Source organism: Mesorhizobium sp. M7A.F.Ca.CA.004.04.2.1 (assembly GCF_004022825.1).
Lineage (GTDB): Bacteria > Pseudomonadota > Alphaproteobacteria > Rhizobiales > Rhizobiaceae > Mesorhizobium.
In genome coordinates, this window is record NZ_RZPH01000012.1 from 1 (window position 1) to 20,036 (window position 20,036).

A 20,036-nucleotide genomic window follows, 5' to 3' on the forward strand; every position below is an offset into this window, starting at 1 on the left:
CCGGCGAGTCAAAATTCTACAACGCGTCGCTCGCCCTTGGGGGGATACCGGAGATCGCCGCATGAGCTTTCGTATCGATCCGCGCCTGCCGCTGACCGGCGAGGTCAGGCGTATCCTTGCCGAGGAAATCGGCAAGGCGCTGCATCACCTTGACGCCGCACGGAGCCGGCCGGAACAGGCGCTGCACAAGTGCCGCAAGCGGCTGAAGAGCGCCCGCGCCCTGCTGCGGCTTGTTCGTTCCGGCGACGAAACATTCTGCGAGACCGAGAACCAGTGCTATCGCAATGTAGCCGGCCTGCTTGCCGGTCCGCGCGAGGCGACAGCGCTGATCGAAACCATCGACCGGCTGGCGGCGAGCTTTCCCAAGGAGAGCGCCGACGATGGGCTTACTGCTGCGCGCGACAGGCTGATCGCGCGCCAGCATGAACTGCACGAAGGCAGCGGGCTCGAGGCGGCGATCGGCGCGGCGACCGCCGCTTGCGAGGATGGCCTCAAACGCGTCGAAGCGTTGGCCTTGCCCGACCAGCCGGAACAGGCGGCCGACGTGCTTGCCGAAGGTGCCCGCGTCACGCTGCGCCGTGCCAGGAAGGCGCTCGACAAGGCCAGATCGCGGGGCGCGGCCGATGATTTCCACGATTTGCGCAAGGCGGCCAAGACCCACGGCATGCATCTGTCGCTGCTCGGCAGGCTGTGGCCGACACCGATCAAGGCCCGGCGCAAGGCGGTCGACGAACTGGGCGAGCGGCTGGGCGACCTGCACGATGTGCTGGTGATGCGCGCGTTGCTCGAGGCCGACGACCAGCCACTCGGGCTGCCCGAGGACACGAAACTTCTGGGCAAGCTGCTGAAGCGGTCGGAGAAGCAGCTGAAGAAGAGCTGCCTGGCCGAAGCGGCCGAGCTGTTCGGCGACAATCCCAAACGCTCGACACGCAAACTGGCCCGCAAGGCGCGCGACGATCTGGCTGCGCCGCCGGAAGAGGCCGCGGCATCGTAGGACGCTCTTCCTCGCGCTCCGGACGGGGGAGGAAGGCGTGCGCTAGCCCTCATTACCCGCCCATGCTAATCGCCATGGGGCATGACCGAGCCCGGCGACACGCTTCTGGATCGACTTGGCCGCTGGCTTGCCGGCCGGCTGCAGGGAGAATCGTCCGGCTACGAGCCCTACACTCCGTCCGATGCCGAAACGCTGCGCCGCACGCTTGAGCCGGGCGACATCCTGCTGATCGAGGGCAATCAGAAGATCTCGGCGGCGATCAAGTACCTGACCCAGTCGACCTGGTCGCATGCGGCCTTCTATGTCGGCGATGCCTTGCCCGCGCCGGAAGACGGCTCGGAACGGCCGCGCCTGATCGAGGTCACGATCGGCGAAGGCTGCGTCGCCGTGCCATTGTCGCGCTACCGCACCTACAACACCCGCATCTGCCGGGCGAGCGGGCTGGCGCCGGAGGATCGCGACAAGGTCGTCGCCTTCATGATCGGCAGGCTCGGCCTGAAATACGACCTCAAGAACATTTTCGACATGCTGCGTTTTTTCTTGCCCACACCGCCGGTGCCGGTGCGCTGGCGCCGCCGCATGCTGGCCTTCGGCTCCGGCGACCCGACACGGGCGATCTGCTCGACGCTGATCGCCGAGGCCTATGGCCAGATCCGCTATCCGATCCTGCCCGAAATCACCCGTGCGCCCGGCCGAGCCTCCGCGCAGTCGAACTATTCGCGCAAGGAAATCCTGCACATCCGCCACCACTCGCTCTACACGCCGCGCGATTTCGACCTGTCGCCCTATTTCCGCATCGTCAAACCGACGCTGGAATATGGTTTCGACTACCGGCAGATGGTCTGGGACGACAAGGTTGCCGATCCCGGGGCAAAGGCCGCCGAATAGACGCGATCAAATGAGTCCAACAGCATGGACGGCACGGCACGGGAGCGCGGCCCGGCAGGCGGCGCTTTGGCGTCAGTGCTTGCAAGCCGCAACGCGCACGTCCGAGGGAGTGGCGTCATAACGGCGGCGGAACGCCCGGTTGAAATAGGAAAGATCGTTGAAGCCGGCCTCGTAGGCGATCGCGGTGATGCTGCGTCCGGCATGGCGCGGATCGCCAAGCATGCGATGGGCACGCGCCAGCCGCTGGTTCATCATGAAATCAATCAAGGATGTGCCATCGCTCTCGAACAGCTTGCGGACATAGCGGGCCGACAGTCCGTGGCGGGCGGCGACGTCCCGCGCCGACAGGTCGACATGGCCACCATGCGCGACGATATCGGCCTTGATGGCGCGCAAGCGGGCAACGCTGACGCCACGGCCGCGTGCGATCTGGGCCGCATCCCTGGTCGCGCCCATGGCGAGTGCGGCAAGGTCGAAGACATGCGTCGCCGCAAGGTGACAGGCCTCCGCAGTCAACTCGTCTCCGACCTCCTGGATCGAGTTGATATAGTCGAGCAACAGCCGCATCGCCCCGCTTTGGGTCGGCAAGGGCCGCATAAGGACCGCTGCCGGATCGCCGATCAGAGGCGAAAGCTGCTTGCGCGAAAAACTCAGATTGATGAAGCGGAACCCGCCGGCGCCGATCAGGTTGAGGCCAACCTCGTCACCGCTCATCATCAGCGCCTGGCCGTTGCCGACCGCCTCCTCGCGGCCGCGGTGCTTCATCACGCTGCCCCCATCGAGGGCCGCCAGAAGAACGAAGTCGTCGTTGTCGATCAGCGACGATGTGCGATGCACCCGGAATTCCGATGAGCTGCCGGTGGCGATGCCGAGGCCCGGCAACGCGCGCACCCGCATGTCGATCTGCGCCGGCGCAAGCGGATCGAGGTCCACCCTCAGAACCGTGCGGCCGTAAACCTCGCGCGTAATCTCGACGCGATCCCGCTCCGGAAACATCTCCGTCGCCAGCCTGAACGAAGCTGACGGCCCCATCGTCGCAGTCATCGACACCCCCATGCCAAGAGCGCGGTCATATGCGCCGCGGCCTGCAAAACGTCAATACCGGGCCGTTTTGGCCGCTTTCAGTGCCGTTCTGTCCAAGCTGTCCCCCTTCGATGCCCCTAGTTTGCGGCGCGATTCCGAAACCGGAACCGTATTGGCGGCAATCCAAGGGGGCACGATGTTTCATTTGCAACTGTTCAAGACGCTGTCGGCACTGGCCGCGGCGGGCTTCAATCCGCGTGCCTATCTGCTGTCGATCTCGTTGGGCAACACGGTGACCGATCACCGCGAGGTCAAGCTGCCGCCGCGCGCTGCCCGATGATGAGCAGCACCATGAAAAAAAGCATTTTCGTGGCCCTGACCATTGCCCTGGCGGGCTGCCAAACGGGCCAGGCCGACAGCAACACGGCATTGATCGCGAGCGCGGCCGGCAGCAACAAGGCCCGGAACGAACCATCGACGGAAACCGCCTGCGCCGAGGCCGCCAAGAAGGCGGCGAAGGCGCAGACCAATGCGGCTCTGCTCGGCGGTGTCCTGTCGATGGCGGGGGGTCTTGGCGGTCTGGCTGGCAATGGTGGGGTCATTGCCGGCCAGGCCGCCTCGATCGGCGGCTCGGTTCTGCAGTCCCAGGCGACGAGCAGTGCCCGGGCCGGCGTTGTGGAGGACTGTTATGGCTGAGCGGCGTTTCGCAGCCATGCGCCGGCTAGCCGGCGCGCTCGCACTTGCCGGCATGATGTTCGACAGCCCGCATGCCTTGGCGCTGACAGCGCGGGATGCGTCGGCGGTCGTCGGCCTGATCGAGGCCTTGCAGCCCGAATTCGGTCAGTTCGCCTATGACGAGGAGATCGCCGCCGACTGGTATGAGCGCGATGCGGCGGACAAGGGCTTGATCGGCACAGCCGGCTTCACCGCCGACAGCTGGAAGGTCGCGCTTGGCGAGACCATGCGCGGGTTCCTGGCGACGATGTCGGCCGCAGAACTCGATGCCATTTTCGCCAAGCTCAGGGGTGCCATATCCGGCATGAGGGAGCTGACCGACGCACAGAAGTCAGAGACCATCTCGGCCATCGACGAAGAGGTCGAAGGATTGATGGCTTTGCGGGCCGAGGGCGACCCCTTCGCCGATGTCGTCAGGCCGCTGACGCCAAAAATCCGCAGCCTCATCCTCGGCCCGGCGATGGGGCGATAGGATGTTGGGCAACAGCAAACGGGTGGCGGGAAAAGCAACTCCGAGCGGGAGCCTCGAGGCCGAACATCGCGGCATTTTCCCAGCCACGGCACGTGTCAGGCGGGGCAGCCCGATCGCAATGCTTATCTGCCTGCTGGCTTCCAGCTGCAGCCAGACGGACTCGCCGGAAGGTCTTGGCGAAGCCCTGGCTGCAGTCGAGGCGACCAGAAAAATGCAGGATTGCCGGGCGCGCATGAACGAGACCGCCGGGCAGATGAAGATGATGGGCGCGGTCAATGGCGCCGTCGGCACCGCCGGGGCCGTGCGCGGCAAGCTCAGCCGCCAGATGCAATCATGCTGAGACGATTTCGCACTCCTCGAGATCGCGCAGATAGAGGAACATCGACGCCTCGCTCAGTGCCTGCGAGCGCATGATGCCTTCAGGCGTGAACTTTCCGGCAGATGCAGGCGTTTCACATGGCGGCTATATCACGCCGAAACCGAAACAGCACCCTGGTTTTCGGCTCTGTGTTCGACCCAGACATGGACCGGTTCATCCCGACCGCGGATGCTCACCGGCCCATGATCGCGCGCATTCAACTGTGTCGTGGGCGATTCCGCCTTCGCGGCTTCTATCAGTCGTGACCCAAAGCAAATGTTTGCCTGAAGTTCACGGCAAAGCGCCTGCAAACGGCTGGCGACGTTGACGGTGTCGCCCACCACCGCGAAGGAAAGATTGCGCTCGCTGCCGACCGCACCGATGACGACTGCGCCATATTGTGCACCGATCCGAACGTCCAGCGACGGGTATCCCCTGGACACCCGCTGCACATTCCAGTCTTCGAGAGCGGCGATCATCGCTTCAGCGCACTGGATGGCTCGGGTTGCGTCGTTATGGCTGGCTTGCGGAACCCCGAATGTGGCCATGATGCAATCGCCGATATAGTTGTCGACGGTGCCATGGTGGTCGAAAACGACCTGCTCCATGCGACGGTGGAACTGACGCAGAAGTTCGAACACTGCTTCGGCCGGATGATCCTCGGAATAGTGTGTGAAGCCGACGATGTCGGCGAACAGTACCGCGATATCCTGCCGGCGGACCGGACCGAAGGGCTCGTCATCCGCGGCGAGCTGGTCGACGACATTTGGCGAAAAATGCCGGGCGAGATTGGCGCGGGCGCGCTCTGCCTTGACATAGTCTTCCGACAGATGTCGAGAACGAGAGACGACCAACGCCATGATCGCGCCGATAATCAGCACAACCAACACGTTGGTCGCCTGCGCGAATGTGTCGACGAAATTGGGATTGAGATAGAGGTTCAGTCGCTCTGTCGTCGGCAGCGAATAGAGGTTCGTCGCCGGAAGGACGGTTCCCGCATGAAGAATCACCCATCCCACCCCGATCGTCCACGTCAAGGCTGCGAGCGCTCCGAGATAGAGCGCCAATCGGGTCGAAAGGGTCAGCGCGCCAAGGCACACGAAAATCAACAGGAATTTGAAGCTGCCTTCGCGCAGTTGCATCGCGGCCGGCGCGACCTCCGGGGAAAACGGGTTGGGCGTTACCAGCAGAACGGTCAACAGAACGATGTCCAGCGTGCCTACGAGATAACCGATCCACCATGGCGCGTTGCGACGGCGCGCAAAGCGAAACTGGATCAGGCCGACGAGCTGGAACAACATGAGGCCCGCCAGCACGAAGAGCAGAGAGGCATCCCAGCGGCTGATTAATGAAAAGAAGCAGGAGATCACGGCGAGCGATGCCGTACGCGCCCAGAACTGCAATGCAGCACCTTGGCGTTCTGCGCGCTCTCGCAAATTTCTCAGCCGTGAATAGCGGCGAAGTTCAAGTGTTGGCGCGGTCGGCATAGGATCACTTCGATTTCGCGGGGACGTGTCACGCATTTGGCAAACCCGCCTTCTACTGGCAAATCAGTGCGCGAACTCTACCATGATTGCGGTTTCATTTTTGAAACGCGGCTGCAAAGAGTAAAATGTCCGGACAAAGGACCACGGTGAAAGCTGAAGCAGGATAGGCGGAGGCTTCCCTGTTCAGGTCACGAAGATTGGTGGCATTCGACGCCGCCGCGAAGCGACTTTCCTTGCATCTGGGACTAAAGTGAGCCCGCTCGCCTAAAGCGTGCTCCCCGCTTGCTTGAGATCAAAAAGTTGACGTTCAGGCGACCGCCGGCCGGCAAATCCCGGCCCCTACCGCACCTCGATCTTGCCTTTCAGCTGCGCCCGCGCCTCCTCGATCGACGCTGCATAGGTCACCAGCGGACGCTTCACGCCGTGGTTGATCAGCATGCGCCGGATCTGCGGCGCGGCGCCTGATATGATGAAGCGGACGCTGGCGCGCCTGGCCTTGTGGGCGGCGCCCTCGATGACGTTGGCCGCCGTCGAATCGAAGAACGGTACGGCCGAGCAGTCGAGGATGAAGTTCCTGCGCTGGTCGGCGATGCGGTCGAGTACGGTGCCGACGGTCGATGCCGCGCCGAAGAAGAAGGCGCCCGAGATGCGGTAGACCACGGTGTCGGCGTCGGTCGCCTCGCTGGCATCGTAGGCGTTGGCGCTGTCGGCGACATCCTCCTGCACCAGCGGCTGATCGGCCTCGACCGCAATCGACTTGGCCATGCGGTCGATGAACAGGATCGAGCCCAGCACGAAGCCGACGACGATGCCTTCGGTGAGATCGCGGAAGATGACGAGCAGAAAGGTCGCCATCAGCACCAGCGCATCGCCGCGCGAGGCACGCAGCAAGGTGGCGAAGGCCTGCTTCTCGAACATGTTCCAGCACACGACCGCCAGCACGCCAGCCAGGGCTGCGAGCGGGATGTAGCTGGCGAGCGGCGCCGCCACCAGCATCAAAGCGAGCAGGATGGCGGAGTGGACGATGCCCGAAACCGGTCCGTGGGCGCCGGCCCGCACATTGGTCGCGGTGCGGGCGATGGTGCCGGTGGCGCAGATGCCGCCGAACAGGGCGGACGCGATGTTGGCGAAGCCTTGCGCCACCAGTTCGCAGTTGGAACGATGCCGCCGGCCCGTCATCCCGTCGGCGACCACCGCCGACAGCAGCGATTCGATCGCGCCGAGCAGGGCAAAGGCAATGGCATCCGGCAGCACGTCAATCATCCTGCCCAGGCTGATCGGCGGCAGAGCGGGCATTTGCAGGCTACGCGGGATGCCGCCAAAGCGAGTGCCTATCGTCTCCGCCGGCAGCGAGAGAAGCGCCACGACCAGCGATGCCAGCCCGATGGCGATGAGCATGGCAGGCCATGTCGGCCGCCAGCGCTTCAGGCCGGCGATGGTGAAGATGGTCAACACCGCCACGAAGGTCGCCGCAAGATTGATGGTGCCGGCCGCCTCACCGACCGCGATCAACTTCGGCACCAGCGGGCCCGGCTCCCTGCCGGCAAGCTTCAACCCGAACAGTTCGACGATCTGTCCTGAAAAGATGATGACGGCGATGCCGGCGGTGAAGCCGACCGTCACCGGATAGGGAATGAACTTGATGTAGGTGCCGAGGCGGAGATAGCCCATGGCGAGCAGGAAGACCCCTGCCATCATCGTTGCCAACAGCAGTCCATCGATGCCGACCCGGGCAACCGTCGCGGCCACCAGCACGATGAAGGCGCCGGCCGGACCACCGATCTGGAAGCGGCTGCCGCCGAGCGCCGAAATGATGAAGCCGCCGACGATCGAGGTGTAGAGGCCGCGCTCGGGCGTCACGCCCGAGGCGATGGCGATCGCCATCGACAAGGGCAGCGCGACGATGGCGACCGTCAGCCCGGCAATGGCGTCCGCCTTGAAGTCGGCGAACGTGTAGCCCTCGCGCCAGACCGTCACCAGCTTCGGCGTGAACAATTCGGAAAATGTCGGTTTTACCGGCCTATGGGCCGACCTGTGGGCCGGTTGATGCACTGCCCGCTGCGTCTGATCCATGGACTGCCTTTCGCACCCTGAAAGGCGGCGGGATCGTCGGCAGGGCTGTCGGCGGTCGCCGTCGCGACTTTATGCCGGCTCAGCCTTGGGATCCCGCGGCACGGCAGCCTTGAGGCGCACGCCCCGGCCGCCGCGCTCGCTGGTCTGGTTCTCGCCGATCAGCTCCACCCCGGCCTCGTCGAGAGCCTGGATGACCTTCATCAGCGTGTCGACCACGCCCCTGACCACGCCATCGCTCGCCTCCATGCGCTGGATGGTTGGAAGCGAAACGCCGGCGCGCTCGGCGAGCGTCTTCTGATCGATGCCGGCCAGCGCCCTTGCGGCGCGCATCTGCGCGGCAGTGATCATCGGCCGGAATCCCCGTCTGAGTCTGCAGGAATAAGGTATAATACTATCATTGTGATGTTTCAAGCATTAGGATGAACGTCTGAGGCGTAAAGGGGCGGCTGACCGATCATTCAGATACTTCCCGGGATTGTGCCTAGGGTGTCCATCTAGGCAGGGGGTAACGCGGTTGAATTCTTCAAGACCTTCATGACCTGGGCGGCCTTGCTGTCGGTGGGCTGCGGGCACGGGCTGATCGACCGGCTGATCTAGTCTCCAGTCTCGCTGTCGCCGTTCAGGCGCTGCCCGCGCCATCGCTGCCACGCCCGGGCAGCGAGCCAGCACAGCATCGCCCAGACGAAGCCGGCGCACCAGCCGGCAAGCACATCCGATGGCCAGTGGACGCCAAGATAGATGCGGCTGATGCCGACCAGCAGCGTCGTCAGCACCGCCAGCGACAGCACATAGATCTTCGTCGTTCGACCGGGCAGGAAGCGTGCCGCCAGCGCGCCGAGCGTCAGATAGGTCACGGCCGACAGCATGGCGTGGCCGCTCGGAAAAGACAGCGTCGTTTCGTTGACGAGATGCGAGACGAGTTCGGGGCGCGGCCGGTCGATGCCGGCTTTCAGCAGGCTCGACAGCACCTGACCGCCGGCCACCGCCACGAAGATGAAAAGGGCGGTCGCCGGCCTGCGGATAAGCAGGAGATAGACGATTACCGCCGTCACGATCAGCACCAACACGCTGCCGCTGCCAAGACTTGTGATGTCGCGCATCGCCCCTTGCAGCCACAGCGGGCCGATCGGGCTGTCAGGGCGCCCCGCCTGGCGGAAGGCGAGCAGGATCTCGGTGTCGAAGGCGTGCGGCGTGGTGGCGCGCGCAATCTCCATCAGCTCCTCGAATCCCCACAGGCCGGCGGCGATGACCAGGCCGGCCAGCAGCACCGGGAATTCGACCCGGTTGAGCAAAGCGTTCGCGGCGTTCTTCATCGGCAATTCGCCCGTTACAGCCGACCTTGCAGATAGGGTCCGAGCGTGATCAGCGCCACCGCTGCGATCGCCAGCATGATGCCGGTCGCCTGCAGCGCATTGACGCGCTCGCCGAAGAAGACCAGCGCCACGACGTTCACGGAGACCAGCTGGATGACGGCGGAAAGGCTGAACGACACCGACATGCCGAATTCGCGGATCAGCCGCAGCATGATCAGATTGCCCAGCGAATAGAGCGCCAGCGTCAGCGCTATCTTGCCAAGGCTCGGCGCAAGGCCCCATTGCTTGGCGGCTGTCGCCGCCAGCAGGAAAATGACCGTCGAAAAGCCGAGCTGCAGCAATCCCGAAAAACTCAACGTTTCGTCCCCTCTCGGAGCGGCTCCCGCCGCGTGCGTCGCGGACGTTGTTTCCCAAGCGCGCCGGGACGTCAAGCGACCTCGACCAAACGAAGCCCTTGGCAATGGCAAGCCGGAAGCTCAAAGTACTAACATCGCCCAATCTGTCGGTTCGAAGGGCGGTCAGGGGCTCATGATTCGCAGTTTTCAAAACCTGATGCGGCGCTGGAGCGAGCTTTCCCTTGCCCTGCAATTCGTCGTTGCCGGCGGCTTTGGCCTGCTGGCCGTCATGTTGGTGGTGGGCACCTGGGTGACGGCGCAGATCCGGGACGGCGTCATCCGCAATTCGGCCGCCACGACGGCGCTCTATGTCGACAGCGTGATTGCGCCGCTGCTTCCCGACTTACGCAAGGACCAGGAGCTCAGCGAGTCCGTCAAGCAGGCGCTGGACGAGACGCTTGGCCAGGGCGCGCTCGGCAAGCGCCTCCAATCGTTCGTGCTCTGGCGCCGCGACGGCACGGTTCTCTACGCTAAGGAGGCGTCCCTGATCGGCCGCCGCTTCGGTCCGAGCGACAATCTGCGTTCCGCCTTCGAAGGCAATGTCGTCGCTGAATTCAATACATTCGATGATGATGAACGCGAGGAGAAGGCTACCGGCTTGCCATTGCTGGAGATATACAATCCCGTGCGCGAGCCCTGGTCGGGCGAGGTGGTGGCGGTCACCGAGTTTTATGAGATCGCCGACGATTTCCAGGCCACCCTGGCGTCCGCCCTGTGGTCGAGCTGGCTGATCGTGGCCGGCGCGACGCTCGCGGCATTCCTGCTCCTGTCGGGCATCGTCCTGCGCGGCAGCCGCACCATCGACGATCAGCGTGGGGCACTGCGCCGCCAGGTCTCGGAGCTGCAGGGTCTGGTGGCGCAAAACAGTGCTTTGCGACTGCGCGTGCAACGGGCGTCCCGCCGCGCCACCGCGCTCAACGAAAGATATCTGCGCCGGATCGGCGCCGACCTCCATGACGGCCCGGCCCAACTCGTGGCACTGGCGGCGCTGCGCATGGACAGCCCGATATTTTCCAGCGACGGCCATTCGAGCGTAAGCCGTTCGACCGAGGTCGCAATGATCCGCAAGACACTGGAGGACGCGATGCGCGAAATACGCGGCATCTGCACCGGCCTTGTTTTGCCGCAGATCGAGACGGCTGCCGCAACCGACATTCTGCGGCTGGCGGTCAAGGAACACGAGCAGAGGACGGGAACGTCGGTGACGCTGACGCTGACCGGACACTTGCCGGAGCCCGGCGCCTCCGAGAAGATCAGCATCTATCGTTTCGTCCAGGAAGGGCTGAACAACGCCTATCGCCACGGGTTGGGCAAGGATCAGGCGGTGAGTGCGGGGATGAAAGGTGGCCGGCTTTTTGTCGAAGTGTCGGACGGCGGGCCCGGTTTCGATCCGGCGGCACGGGTCGAGGGTCTCGGCCTCGCCGGCCTCAGGGAGCGGGTCGAAAGCATTGGCGGACAGTTCGAAACCTTGACCGGGCCGCAAGGTACGCGTTTGGTGATCCGTCTATCGGTCGAGGAGCAAGCATGACTGGGACCATTCGCATCGCCATTGTCGACGATCACCCCCTCTTTCGCGAAGGTGTGACGCGCAGCCTGTCGGAGATCGGAGGCTTCGAGATGGTTGGCGAGGGCGCCACGGCGCAGGATGCCGAACGCCTCGCCACGACGGTGCGGCCCGACATCTTGCTGCTCGATATCTCCATGCCGGGCGGCGGGCTGACCGCGGTGGCAAGCATTCTCGCCAGCCATCCGGCCCAGAAGATCGTCATGCTGACCGTTTCGGAGGCCAACGCCGATGTGACAAAGGCGCTGAACGCAGGGGTGAATGGCTATGTCCTCAAAGGCGTCGGGTCGCGCGGGCTCGCCGACATCCTGCGCAATGTTGCAGCCGGCGAAAGCTATCTGTCGCCGACGCTGTCGGCCCGGCTGCTTTCGGATCTCCAGTCCCAGCAGCCGACCGACGGCATTGCGGAACGGCTGCGGCAGCTCACCGATCGGCAGACGGAAATCCTGCGGCTGGTGGCGGAGGGGCTGAGCAACAAGGAAGTCGCCTTGCGGCTTGAGCTGCAGGAGAAGACCGTCAAGCATCACATGACCGGGGTGCTGTCGAAGCTCAATGTGCGAAACCGCACCGAAGCAGCCTTGATGATGCGTGAGTTGCGCGACCGCGACAGGCCTTCCTAAAGCAACGAGAGCATGATGCCGAAAGGTGTGAAGCGGTTTTCGGAAGACATCATGCTCTATCTCTTTGATTTAGAGGCGGATTTAGATTTCAGGCCGATTTCGACCTGAAATCATCCGGCTCTAGGGGAATTCGCAGCGGTTTCCGTCCTGGATTGCGCAAAACAACGATTGCAAGGTTGCGTGCCTCCGCAAGGTGCGGACCGCGCAAAAGCGCGTCGCGCCTCGGGGACCGGGGCGGCACCGCCAAAAACGAGGTCACCTCCGCCGGGGGGCGGCGGAGGTGACGTGCAAAGCTGACCGTTGCCTGTTGGCCAGCTTCACAAGGCCTTGAGACGATCGGCATCGGCCGGCGTGGCCTGGCGGTCGATGATCGTGCGACCGAGCGCGTCCTTCATGCTGAAACGTCCGTTCTCAAGCTTTTCCGTTATGCCGTCGGGATGCCGGACCGTGATCTTGTTGCCGGTCACGTCGACCTTGTCACCGGTCTTTGCATTGACATGGCTTCCGCTCTTACCCTGATTGGATCCCGATTTGCCGCTATTGCCGCTGTTGCCATTCCCGCTATTCCCGCCGCTGTTCCCTCCATTGCCGCCGCCGGAATTGCCGCCGTTGCCGCCGCCACCACCGCTGTTACCGCCACCCTTGGCGTATGCGCTGGCGGTGTGAATGCCGGGAACGGAGCCCTCCAGGACAATTTGGTAGGGAGCAATCGTCAACGCCAGCGCCGCTGCCGATTTGAGCGCCAGCCGGCAGCAACGGGTCGTGACCGATCTGTGCATTTTGATCTCCGACGACTGAGCCCGGCGCGCCCCACCCCAACGTTGCAGTGCAACAACATTGCCGAAAGACGCGGGGTCCGGAAGCGACCTCCGACCGTTGCGGTTGTCAACTAGGACCTTTGAAAGCGCAAGATTGGACTAAAGTCCCAAGCGTATGCTACATTAGCTTTGCATGAACGGCGCCGCGACCGCCATCGCTAAATGGGAGACTCGCTTTCCCTACGCCTGACGACGGCAGACGCCGAACATCAAGTCACCTCCGCCGGGGGCGGCGGAGGTGACTTTGTCGAGCCGGCCGTTTGCAACGACTGACCCCATGGATGCGCGGCGAAACATGCCGCCGAAGGTCTCCTTCCTCTCGAAAAGACGATTCCGGAGCAGTTCACGGCCTTCGGGAATGCTGAGCCAGCGCTGCGCGTAATGCCTGTCGCGCCTGAAAGGTCTCCCGATGTCACGAAAATGTGACCCGGCGATTATAAGGGGGGTCAAACAGGTACCCCACGCTCCAGCCAACCCGACAGCCAGAGGCAAGCCACCATGACTGACCTTCGCTCCGCCGACACCCGATTCCGCACCAGCCTGCTCGAGGAAAACGACGGCCCGGCCATCAACGCCTCCGACAACCGCACCATGGGCGAGATCATCGCCGCGCGGTTCTCGCGCCGCGGCTTCCTCAAGGGCTCGCTGGCCGTCTCGGCCATCGCCGCCACCGTCAGCCCGCTGGCGCTGATCAGCGCCGACGAGGCCAGGGCCGCGGAAGGCTCGGCCTTCGCGTTCGACGAACTTGAGGCCGGCATCGACGACAAGCACCATGTCGCGTCGGGTTACGATGCCGATGTCCTGCTGCGCTGGGGCGATCCGTTGTTTGCCGATTCGCCCGACTTCGACCCGACGAAACAGTCGGCCGAGGCCCAGGCGAAACAGTTCGGCTACAACAATGACTATGTCGGCTACATCCCGATCGACGGCTCGGCCGAACATGGCCTGCTGGTGGTCAACCACGAATACACCAATCCGCATCTGATGTTCCCGGGCATCGTAAAGATCGTCGAGAAGGACGGCAAGAAGTCGGCAGAAGTCGCACCCCTCTCGAAGGAGCAGGTCGATGTCGAGATGGCCGCCCATGGCGGCACCATCGTCGAGATCCGCAAGGACGGTGGCAAATGGCAGGTGGTGCGCGACGGCAAGCTCAATCGCCGCATCACCGCCAACACCGAAATGGCGCTGTCCGGCCCCGTTGCCGGCCATGACCGCGTCAAGACCAAAGCCGATCCGTCCGGCACCAAGGTTTTCGGCACCGTCAACAATTGCGCCGGCGGCGTCACGCCCTGGGGCACCTATGTGATGGCCGAGGAGAACATCCATGGCTATTTTTCCGGCGAGCTGCCGGAAGACCACAAGGAAGCCGCGAACTACAAGCGTCTCGGCATTCCCGAAGGCGCCTATGAATGGGCGGCGCATTACGAGCGTTTCGACCTCGCCAAGGAACCCAACGAAGCCAACCGCTTCGGCTGGATCGTCGAGGTCGATGTCAACGACCCGACCTCGACGCCGAGGAAGCGCACCGCCATGGGCCGCTTCAAGCATGAGGGCGCCGAATCGATCGTCGCCAAGGACGGCCGCGTCGTCTTCTATCTCGGTGACGACGAGCGCTTCGACTATGTCTACAAGTTCGTGACCAGGGCCGCGTTCAATCCGAACGACCGTGCCGCCAACAAGGACCTGCTCGACGATGGCACGCTGCATGTCGCCAGGTTCGCCGAAGACGGCACGGTCGAATGGCTGCCGATCGTGTTCGGCCAGGGGCCGCTGACGGCTGAAAACGGTTTCACTGGCCAGGCCGACGTGCTGATCGAGACGCGCCGCGCCGCCGACCTGCTCGGCGCCACCAAGATGGACCGCCCGGAAGACATTCAGCCCAATGGCGTCAACGGCAAGGTCTATGTCATGCTGACCAACAATTCGAAGCGCAAGGCCGACCAGGTCGACGCCGCCAACCCGCGCGCCGAAAACGCCTTCGGCCACATCATCGAGATCGCCGAGGACGGCGGTGATTTCACGGCCGCCAAGGGCAAGTGGGAAGTGCTGCTGAAATGCGGCGATCCCTCGGTTGCCGATGTCGGTGCCACCTTCTCGACGGCAACGACGGCCAATGGCTGGTTCGGCATGCCCGACAATTGCGCGGTCGATTCGGCCGGGCGTCTCTGGGTCGCGACCGACGGCCAGGGTCCGAAAGCCACCGGCCGCACCGATGGCTTATGGGCGGTGGACACGGAGGGGGCGGCGCGGGCGACCTCGAAACTATTCTTCCGCGTGCCGATCGGCGCCGAAATGTGCGGTCCGCTGTTTGCGCCCGACGACCAGCCCGCCTTCGTCGCCGTCCAGCATACGGGCGACGGCGGAGAGGACTGGGAAGCGTTCGGGCGCCCGTCCTACTATGAGGACCTGTCGACGCGTTGGCCCGACTTCAAGCCCGACATGCCGGTGCGGCCGTCGGTCGTCGCCATCACCAAACAGGGCGGCGGCAAGATCGCGGTCTGATTGCCCACTCGCATGGGCAGCAGCGGAGCAGAATTTGCGCCGCTGCTGCGCCTTGAGCCGCGGCATGTATCCCTTGGGCTGCGGAGCAGCTCCTGGGGTCTGCGCCGCGTCGCTTCGCCCCTTGCTCCGCCCCAGGATGGCGAGGCGACGGGGGGAAGTCGGTCAAGCCTCGGGAAAGATTGGCAATTTAAACATGGCGCTCTAGGTCTTTATCAGGAGATCGCCATGTCGAAGTCCGTCTATGACCGTGGCTTGCTCAAGCCAGCCGATATCGCCAAGCTGCAGCGCGTGTTCGACGAGGCCTGCCGGCGGCGCGAGGCACATCCCGATTCCGCCGACGCGCGGGAAATCGCGCTTAACCTGCTCGCCTTGCACAATGCCGGCATGGTGGAAGAGGACATGCTGATGGAAGCCGTCGGTTTCCGGCGGCTGGAACCGAAATCAGCGTGATGCGCTGGATTGGTGCGAGGCCGACCTTGCAATTCGTTTGGCGATCGCCTTGGCCAGGATGCCGGCATTGGCGAAGCAGCCGCGAATGCTTGGCCGCATGCCGGTGAACCACAGACCGGGCAATTTTGGATCGGCTTCGCCACCGTTGAAGAGCGGAACGCCCTTGGCGTCGAGCACGCCGAGCTTGCCGACCATGGGCTCCAGCCCCGTGCGGTAGCCTGTCGCGGCAATGACGATGTCGGGATGGATCAGGCTGCCATTGGCCAGGATCACGCCATCGCGGGTGAATTCCCGTATGCCCGGCACGACGGTGATCTTGCCGGCCTTGATGGCGCCGACGGCGCCGTCGTCGGCGGCGATCGCGGTGTAATCCGAGCTCAGGCGGCTGGCGCCGCCCGCAGGCGCGGGCGGCAGACCGAATTTGGTCAGGTCGCCGAAAACCAGCCGCTGCGTTGCCGCCATCACCGCATCGGCGAGCCGCAACGGCAAGCGCGCCATGATCGGCGAAAGCCGGTGCACGGCGATCTTGCAGATGCGCTTGGGCAGCAGGGCGGGACCGTTGCGGGCCGACAGCCAGATGGCGGCCGTGTCTATGCCGGCCAGATGATTGAGCGCATCGAAGCCCGAATTGCCGGCGCCGACGACCAGCACTTTTTGGCCCGCATAGGCTTGCGCGTCACCAAAATCCGCCGAATGGATGATGCGCCCGACGAAATCCCTCATGCCTTTCCATTCGGGCGTGAACGGCTGCCTGTCGCGGCCGGTAGCGATGACGACATTGCGGGCCAAGCGCGGTCCGGCGCTGGTGCGCAATGCCCAGTGATCGCCCTTGAAGATGATCTCTTCGACCGCGACGCCAAACTGCACCGGCAGCCGGTTCTCCTTCTGGAAATCGTTCATGTGGCGGATGACGACCATTCTTTGCGGAAAGGCGGGCGTGCCAGGGGGAAAGGCGAGACCAGGCAGCGAAGAAAGATCGCGATGGGTGTTGAGATGCAATTGCTGGTGGCGCCGGTGCCAGGGCTCGGCCAGCCGGCTTTCCTTTTCCAGGATCGCCGTAGGCACGCCGGCGTTCATCAAGGCATGCGCGGCAGCCAGCCCGGCAGCACCGGCGCCGACGACGATTGCCGGCTCGACCGTGGCCGGCAGATCCGCAACCGATCTGATTGTCGTATCAGTCATTCACTCGAATCCCATTGGACGTCCCGCCGTAAGGCTCGCAGGACGCTGTAACCGTTTGATCGCGCGCAGGATCCCCTGCAGCAAACCGCGGCCGAATTTCGAGCGATGCGATTTAGCGCCACACGCCGGGCCGCGGTTGCGCTCTATATGGCATATGCGCGATATCAACGGTAATCAGGTCGCGGCAATGTGATTGATTCGAGGCCTTGGGTGGCTGGCGGGTCTCGGTTATCCCCCACGCGCATGCCCGAAATCGAGTCCGATTTTCGAGTCATGCGCAGAATCAAAGTGTTACAGCACCTTGGCGCGTCCTGGACGGCCGGCGCTGTAGGCGGCACGCGGAATCTCGACCATGCCCTCCTTGCGGTTCTATTTCGACAAGATCCTTGAGGCCGCCGCGCCCGAGGTCGAGCGGCAGGCGCTGACCCATATCGAACGCCTGGCACTGGTGCGCCGCTATGGCGACTTCTCGCTCGCCTATTCCACCGCCGTGCAAGGCAAGCTTTCCTATTTCGGCGACGCCGATGGCTACATCGCCTTCGGTACCAAGATGAAGCACCATTTCGCGCTCGGCGACCCGGTGGCGGCTCCGGCGCGTCGGGCCGATTACATCAAGCGCTTCGTCGAGACCGCCGGCAGCCCATGGTTCGTGCAGGTCGGCGAGGACACCGCACGCGTGCTGGCCGGCCTTGGCTACAAGGTCAATCGCCTCGGCATCGACACCCGCCTCGCCCTGCCCGAGCATGATTTTTCCGGGAAGCGCAACGAGACCGTGCGCTACTCCGAACGCTGGCTGCTGAAGAAAGGCTTTTCGTTCGAAGAGGACAAGCGCACGATCTACCTCGACGAGATCGCCCGGCTTTCGGAAAACTGGCGCGGCGACCGCATCGTCAAGCGCTGGGAGATGGGTTTTCTCAACCGCCATTTCGCCGACCATCTCGGCACCGACATGCGCCGTTTCGTCCTGCACGGTCCCGATGGCGAACTGGTCGCTTTGCTCGACTTCGACCCGTTGTTTGCCGGCGGCAAGGTCATCGGCTACACCACCGCCTTCAAGCGCAAGCATCTCGACGCCTCACCGCATGCCGAGATCGGCCTGACCAAGTTCGCCGTTGACCGTTTTCGCGAAGAGGGCATCTCGGTGGTCACGCTCGGCCTGTCGCCGCTCGTCGATGTGGGCCCGAGCGGATTTGCCGAAAGCGATTTCTGGCGCAATGCCTTCCAGCGCGCCTATTCTTCTCCCTGGGTCAATCGGCGCAGGTTCAACCTGCAGGGCCAAGCGGCGTTCAAGCGCCGCTTCCACGGCGTCGAGGAGCCGGTCTACATCGCCTTCCGCAAGGGGACGTATGTCGAGATGCTGGGGTTGCTGCGGCTGGTCAAGGCGATCTAGGTCTGGCGATATTCAGGTGAGGCCGGCCTGACTTGAATCTCGACAGACCTGACAGCGTCACACGGCGCTTTCGCCGCTCAGTTCCTGAGCCGGTAGCCGGTCCTGAAGATCCAGGCGACGATCGCTATGCAGATCAGCAGAAAGACGATCGTCATGCCGAGGCTGATACCGACCGAGACATCGGATTTGCCGTAGAAGCTCCAGCGGAAGCCGCTGATCAGATAGACGACCGGATTGAACAGCGTCACCGTGCGCCAGATCTCGGGCAGCATGTTGATCGAATAGAAGCTGCCGCCGAGGAAGGTCAGCGGCGTGATGATCAACAGCGGCACCAGCTGCAGCTGCTCGAAACTCTTCGCCCAGATGCCGATGATGAAGCCGAACAGGCTGAAGGTCACCGCCGTCAGCACCAGGAAGGCGAGCATCCAGAACGGATGCAGGATGGTCAGCGGCACGAACAGCGAGGCGGTGGCCAGGATGATCAGACCGAGAAGGATCGACTTGGTCGCGGCGCCGCCGACATAGGCGATGACGATCTCCAGATAGGAGACCGGCGCCGACAGAAGCTCGTAGATCGAGCCGACGAATTTCGGGAAGTAGATGGCAAAGGAGGCGTTGGAGATCGACTGCGTCAACAGCGACAGCATGATCAGACCCGGCACGATGAAGGCGCCGTAACTGATGCCGTCGATCTCGGTGATGCGCGAGCCGATGGCCGAGCCGAAGACGACGAAATACAGCGATGTCGAGATGACCGGCGAGACGATGCTCTGCAGCACGGTGCGGAAAGCACGCGCCATTTCCATCCGATAGATCGCCCATACGGCGCGAAGGTTCATGGTTCCCTCCTCACCAGATTGACGAAGATCTCCTCGAGCGAAGAGTTTTGCGTGTCGATATCGCGGAACTGGATGCCGCCGGCCTCGAGATCGCGCATCAACGAGGCGACGCCGGGCCGCTCGGCCTGATTGTCATAGGTGTAGGTCAGCTGCCCGCCATCGGGCGACAACTCCAGCGCATAGCGCGAGAGCGCCTCGGGAATGGCCGTCAGCGGATTGCGCAGTTCCAGCACCAGCCGCTTGCGGCCGAGCTTGCGCATCAGTTCGGCCTTGTTCTCGACCAGGATGATCTCGCCGCGGTTGATGACGCCGACCCGGTCGGCCATCGCCTCGGCTTCCTCGATATAATGCGTGGTGAGGATGATGGTGACGCCGTCCTCGCGCAGCCGGCGCACCATCGCCCACATGTCCTGGCGCAGCTCGACGTCGACGCCGGCGGTCGGCTCGTCGAGGAACAGGATGCGCGGCTCATGCGACAGCGCCTTGGCGATCATCAGCCGGCGCTTCATGCCGCCCGACAGGGTGATCGCCTTGGCGTCCTTCTTGTCCCACAGCGACAGGTCGCGCAGCACCTTCTCGACAAAGCCGGGGTTGGCCGGCTTGCCGAACAGGCCACGGCTGTAATTGACCGTCGCCCAGACGCTCTCGAAGGCGTCGATTGTCAGTTCCTGCGGCACCAGCCCGATCAGACCGCGCGCGGCGCGATAATCCTTGTTGATGTCGTGGCCGTCGACGGTGACGGTGCCCGACGAACGGTTGACGATGCCGCAGACGATCGAGATCAGCGTCGTCTTGCCGGCGCCATTGGGTCCAAGCAGCGCGAAGATCTCGCCGCGCTGAATGTCGAGATTGACTTCCTTGAGCGCGGTGAAACCGGTGGCGTAGGTCTTGGAGACCCCGGAAATGGACAGGATGGAAGGCATGGATGAAAAC

21 protein-coding genes are annotated in these 20,036 nt (G+C 63.7%); 11 read left to right on the forward strand and 10 right to left on the reverse strand.

The features are described 5' to 3' along the window. Positions 1–61 precede the first annotated feature (61 nt). Entirely contained in the window at positions 62–994 is a 933-nt protein-coding gene (locus EN893_RS01405; protein WP_127268426.1) for a CHAD domain-containing protein, read from the forward strand. Between the two features lie 81 nt (positions 995–1,075). Continuing rightward, the gene (locus EN893_RS01410; RefSeq protein ID WP_127269745.1) at positions 1,076–1,882 is read left to right on the forward strand and encodes a YiiX/YebB-like N1pC/P60 family cysteine hydrolase; all 807 of its coding nucleotides are present in this window, start codon (positions 1,076–1,078) and stop codon (positions 1,880–1,882) included. A 72-nt stretch (positions 1,883–1,954) separates the two neighbouring features. Here the strand turns inward: EN893_RS01410 and EN893_RS01415 are convergent, their stop codons facing one another. Then, the gene (locus tag EN893_RS01415; RefSeq protein WP_127269743.1) at positions 1,955–2,926 is read right to left on the reverse strand and encodes an AraC family transcriptional regulator; all 972 of its coding nucleotides are present in this window, start codon (positions 2,924–2,926) and stop codon (positions 1,955–1,957) included. A 175-nt stretch (positions 2,927–3,101) separates the two neighbouring features. On the opposite strand from EN893_RS01415, the gene EN893_RS01420 reads away from it, so the two are divergent. Genes EN893_RS01420 through EN893_RS01435 form a run of 4 tightly spaced genes read left to right on the forward strand, consistent with a single transcriptional unit; the run spans position 3,102 to position 4,452 of the window. Beyond that, positions 3,102–3,245 carry a hypothetical protein gene (locus EN893_RS01420; RefSeq protein WP_127269741.1) on the forward strand — a complete coding sequence of 48 codons (144 nt, stop codon included), beginning with the start codon at positions 3,102–3,104 and terminating at the stop codon, positions 3,243–3,245. After that, positions 3,242–3,601, forward strand: coding sequence for a hypothetical protein (locus tag EN893_RS01425; protein ID WP_164748707.1), 360 nt, complete (start codon positions 3,242–3,244; stop codon positions 3,599–3,601). Before EN893_RS01420 ends, EN893_RS01425 begins: the two co-directional genes overlap by 4 nt. After that, the gene (locus tag EN893_RS01430) at positions 3,594–4,112 is read left to right on the forward strand and encodes a hypothetical protein (RefSeq protein WP_127269739.1); all 519 of its coding nucleotides are present in this window, start codon (positions 3,594–3,596) and stop codon (positions 4,110–4,112) included. Before EN893_RS01425 ends, EN893_RS01430 begins: the two co-directional genes overlap by 8 nt. Position 4,113: 1 nt before the next feature. Beyond that, the gene (locus tag EN893_RS01435) at positions 4,114–4,452 is read left to right on the forward strand and encodes a hypothetical protein (protein WP_127267181.1); all 339 of its coding nucleotides are present in this window, start codon (positions 4,114–4,116) and stop codon (positions 4,450–4,452) included. A 128-nt stretch (positions 4,453–4,580) separates the two neighbouring features. Here the strand turns inward: EN893_RS01435 and EN893_RS01445 are convergent, their stop codons facing one another. From EN893_RS01445 to EN893_RS01465, 5 genes are all read right to left on the reverse strand, one after another. Further along, on the reverse strand, positions 4,581–5,957 hold the full coding sequence (locus EN893_RS01445; protein ID WP_127267182.1) for an adenylate/guanylate cyclase domain-containing protein: 1,377 nt from the start codon (positions 5,955–5,957) through the stop codon (positions 4,581–4,583). Positions 5,958–6,296: 339 nt separating this feature from the next. Beyond that, on the reverse strand, positions 6,297–8,030 hold the full coding sequence (locus tag EN893_RS01450) for a SulP family inorganic anion transporter (protein ID WP_127267183.1): 1,734 nt from the start codon (positions 8,028–8,030) through the stop codon (positions 6,297–6,299). Positions 8,031–8,099: 69 nt separating this feature from the next. After that, positions 8,100–8,378 (reverse strand): helix-turn-helix transcriptional regulator, encoded by a 279-nt coding sequence (locus tag EN893_RS01455; RefSeq protein WP_127267184.1) that lies wholly within the window; start codon positions 8,376–8,378, stop codon positions 8,100–8,102. 245 nt (positions 8,379–8,623) lie between these two features. Continuing rightward, positions 8,624–9,343 (reverse strand): phosphatase PAP2 family protein, encoded by a 720-nt coding sequence (locus EN893_RS01460; protein ID WP_127267185.1) that lies wholly within the window; start codon positions 9,341–9,343, stop codon positions 8,624–8,626. Positions 9,344–9,357: 14 nt separating this feature from the next. Next, positions 9,358–9,699: a hypothetical protein gene (locus tag EN893_RS01465; RefSeq protein ID WP_013528672.1), complete on the reverse strand. Its 342-nt coding sequence runs from the start codon at positions 9,697–9,699 to the stop codon at positions 9,358–9,360. A 172-nt stretch (positions 9,700–9,871) separates the two neighbouring features. Here EN893_RS01465 and EN893_RS01470 point away from each other — a divergent pair, with 172 nt between their 5' ends. Both EN893_RS01470 and EN893_RS01475 read left to right on the forward strand, forming a co-directional pair. Beyond that, complete coding sequence (locus tag EN893_RS01470) at positions 9,872–11,266, forward strand: sensor histidine kinase (protein ID WP_127267186.1); 1,395 nt, start codon at positions 9,872–9,874, stop codon at positions 11,264–11,266. Further along, the gene (locus EN893_RS01475) at positions 11,263–11,922 is read left to right on the forward strand and encodes a response regulator transcription factor (RefSeq protein WP_023813468.1); all 660 of its coding nucleotides are present in this window, start codon (positions 11,263–11,265) and stop codon (positions 11,920–11,922) included. The genes EN893_RS01470 and EN893_RS01475 overlap by 4 nt, the downstream gene beginning before the upstream one ends. A 317-nt stretch (positions 11,923–12,239) precedes the next feature. On the opposite strand, the gene EN893_RS01480 is transcribed toward EN893_RS01475, so the two are convergent. After that, positions 12,240–12,701: a hypothetical protein gene (locus EN893_RS01480; RefSeq protein ID WP_127267187.1), complete on the reverse strand. Its 462-nt coding sequence runs from the start codon at positions 12,699–12,701 to the stop codon at positions 12,240–12,242. 537 nt (positions 12,702–13,238) lie between these two features. On the opposite strand from EN893_RS01480, the gene EN893_RS01485 reads away from it, so the two are divergent. Both EN893_RS01485 and EN893_RS01490 read left to right on the forward strand, forming a co-directional pair. Continuing rightward, positions 13,239–15,242: a PhoX family phosphatase gene (locus EN893_RS01485; protein WP_128361379.1), complete on the forward strand. Its 2,004-nt coding sequence runs from the start codon at positions 13,239–13,241 to the stop codon at positions 15,240–15,242. 225 nt (positions 15,243–15,467) lie between these two features. Further along, complete coding sequence (locus tag EN893_RS01490; RefSeq protein ID WP_013528677.1) at positions 15,468–15,692, forward strand: hypothetical protein; 225 nt, start codon at positions 15,468–15,470, stop codon at positions 15,690–15,692. On the opposite strand, the gene EN893_RS01495 is transcribed toward EN893_RS01490, so the two are convergent. Continuing rightward, positions 15,684–16,874, reverse strand: a complete 1,191-nt coding sequence (locus tag EN893_RS01495; protein ID WP_127269737.1) for an NAD(P)/FAD-dependent oxidoreductase — start codon at positions 16,872–16,874, stop codon at positions 15,684–15,686. The two genes, EN893_RS01490 and EN893_RS01495, sit on opposite strands and share 9 nt — an antisense overlap. 352 nt (positions 16,875–17,226) lie before the next feature. Here EN893_RS01495 and EN893_RS01500 point away from each other — a divergent pair, with 352 nt between their 5' ends. Next, the gene (locus EN893_RS01500) at positions 17,227–18,264 is read left to right on the forward strand and encodes a phosphatidylglycerol lysyltransferase domain-containing protein (protein ID WP_127268576.1); all 1,038 of its coding nucleotides are present in this window, start codon (positions 17,227–17,229) and stop codon (positions 18,262–18,264) included. Positions 18,265–18,341: 77 nt separating this feature from the next. On the opposite strand, the gene EN893_RS01505 is transcribed toward EN893_RS01500, so the two are convergent. Together EN893_RS01505 and EN893_RS01510 are read right to left on the reverse strand one after the other, a co-directional pair. Continuing rightward, entirely contained in the window at positions 18,342–19,103 is a 762-nt protein-coding gene (locus EN893_RS01505) for an ABC transporter permease (RefSeq protein ID WP_127268577.1), read from the reverse strand. Beyond that, positions 19,100–20,026 carry an ABC transporter ATP-binding protein gene (locus EN893_RS01510; protein WP_127268578.1) on the reverse strand — a complete coding sequence of 309 codons (927 nt, stop codon included), beginning with the start codon at positions 20,024–20,026 and terminating at the stop codon, positions 19,100–19,102. The genes EN893_RS01505 and EN893_RS01510 overlap by 4 nt, the downstream gene beginning before the upstream one ends. Positions 20,027–20,036: the final 10 nt, after the last annotated feature.

Coding starts and splice junctions, on each gene's coding strand:
- EN893_RS01415 (WP_127269743.1), bottom strand. CDS start 2,926: ATGACTGCGACGATGGGGCCGTCAGCTTCGTTCAGGCTGGCGACGGAG.
- EN893_RS01475 (WP_023813468.1), top strand. CDS start 11,263: ATGACTGGGACCATTCGCATCGCCATTGTCGACGATCACCCCCTCTTT.
- EN893_RS01480 (WP_127267187.1), bottom strand. CDS start 12,701: ATGCACAGATCGGTCACGACCCGTTGCTGCCGGCTGGCGCTCAAATCG.
- EN893_RS01485 (WP_128361379.1), top strand. CDS start 13,239: ATGACTGACCTTCGCTCCGCCGACACCCGATTCCGCACCAGCCTGCTC.
- EN893_RS01505 (WP_127268577.1), bottom strand. CDS start 19,103: ATGAACCTTCGCGCCGTATGGGCGATCTATCGGATGGAAATGGCGCGT.
- EN893_RS01470 (WP_127267186.1), top strand. CDS start 9,872: ATGATTCGCAGTTTTCAAAACCTGATGCGGCGCTGGAGCGAGCTTTCC.
- EN893_RS01455 (WP_127267184.1), bottom strand. CDS start 8,378: ATGATCACTGCCGCGCAGATGCGCGCCGCAAGGGCGCTGGCCGGCATC.
- EN893_RS01460 (WP_127267185.1), bottom strand. CDS start 9,343: ATGAAGAACGCCGCGAACGCTTTGCTCAACCGGGTCGAATTCCCGGTG.
- EN893_RS01430 (WP_127269739.1), top strand. CDS start 3,594: ATGGCTGAGCGGCGTTTCGCAGCCATGCGCCGGCTAGCCGGCGCGCTC.
- EN893_RS01445 (WP_127267182.1), bottom strand. CDS start 5,957: ATGCCGACCGCGCCAACACTTGAACTTCGCCGCTATTCACGGCTGAGA.
- EN893_RS01420 (WP_127269741.1), top strand. CDS start 3,102: ATGTTTCATTTGCAACTGTTCAAGACGCTGTCGGCACTGGCCGCGGCG.
- EN893_RS01500 (WP_127268576.1), top strand. CDS start 17,227: ATGCCCTCCTTGCGGTTCTATTTCGACAAGATCCTTGAGGCCGCCGCG.
- EN893_RS01495 (WP_127269737.1), bottom strand. CDS start 16,874: ATGACTGATACGACAATCAGATCGGTTGCGGATCTGCCGGCCACGGTC.
- EN893_RS01435 (WP_127267181.1), top strand. CDS start 4,114: ATGTTGGGCAACAGCAAACGGGTGGCGGGAAAAGCAACTCCGAGCGGG.
- EN893_RS01410 (WP_127269745.1), top strand. CDS start 1,076: ATGACCGAGCCCGGCGACACGCTTCTGGATCGACTTGGCCGCTGGCTT.
- EN893_RS01425 (WP_164748707.1), top strand. CDS start 3,242: ATGATGAGCAGCACCATGAAAAAAAGCATTTTCGTGGCCCTGACCATT.
- EN893_RS01450 (WP_127267183.1), bottom strand. CDS start 8,030: ATGGATCAGACGCAGCGGGCAGTGCATCAACCGGCCCACAGGTCGGCC.
- EN893_RS01510 (WP_127268578.1), bottom strand. CDS start 20,026: ATGCCTTCCATCCTGTCCATTTCCGGGGTCTCCAAGACCTACGCCACC.
- EN893_RS01405 (WP_127268426.1), top strand. CDS start 62: ATGAGCTTTCGTATCGATCCGCGCCTGCCGCTGACCGGCGAGGTCAGG.
- EN893_RS01490 (WP_013528677.1), top strand. CDS start 15,468: ATGTCGAAGTCCGTCTATGACCGTGGCTTGCTCAAGCCAGCCGATATC.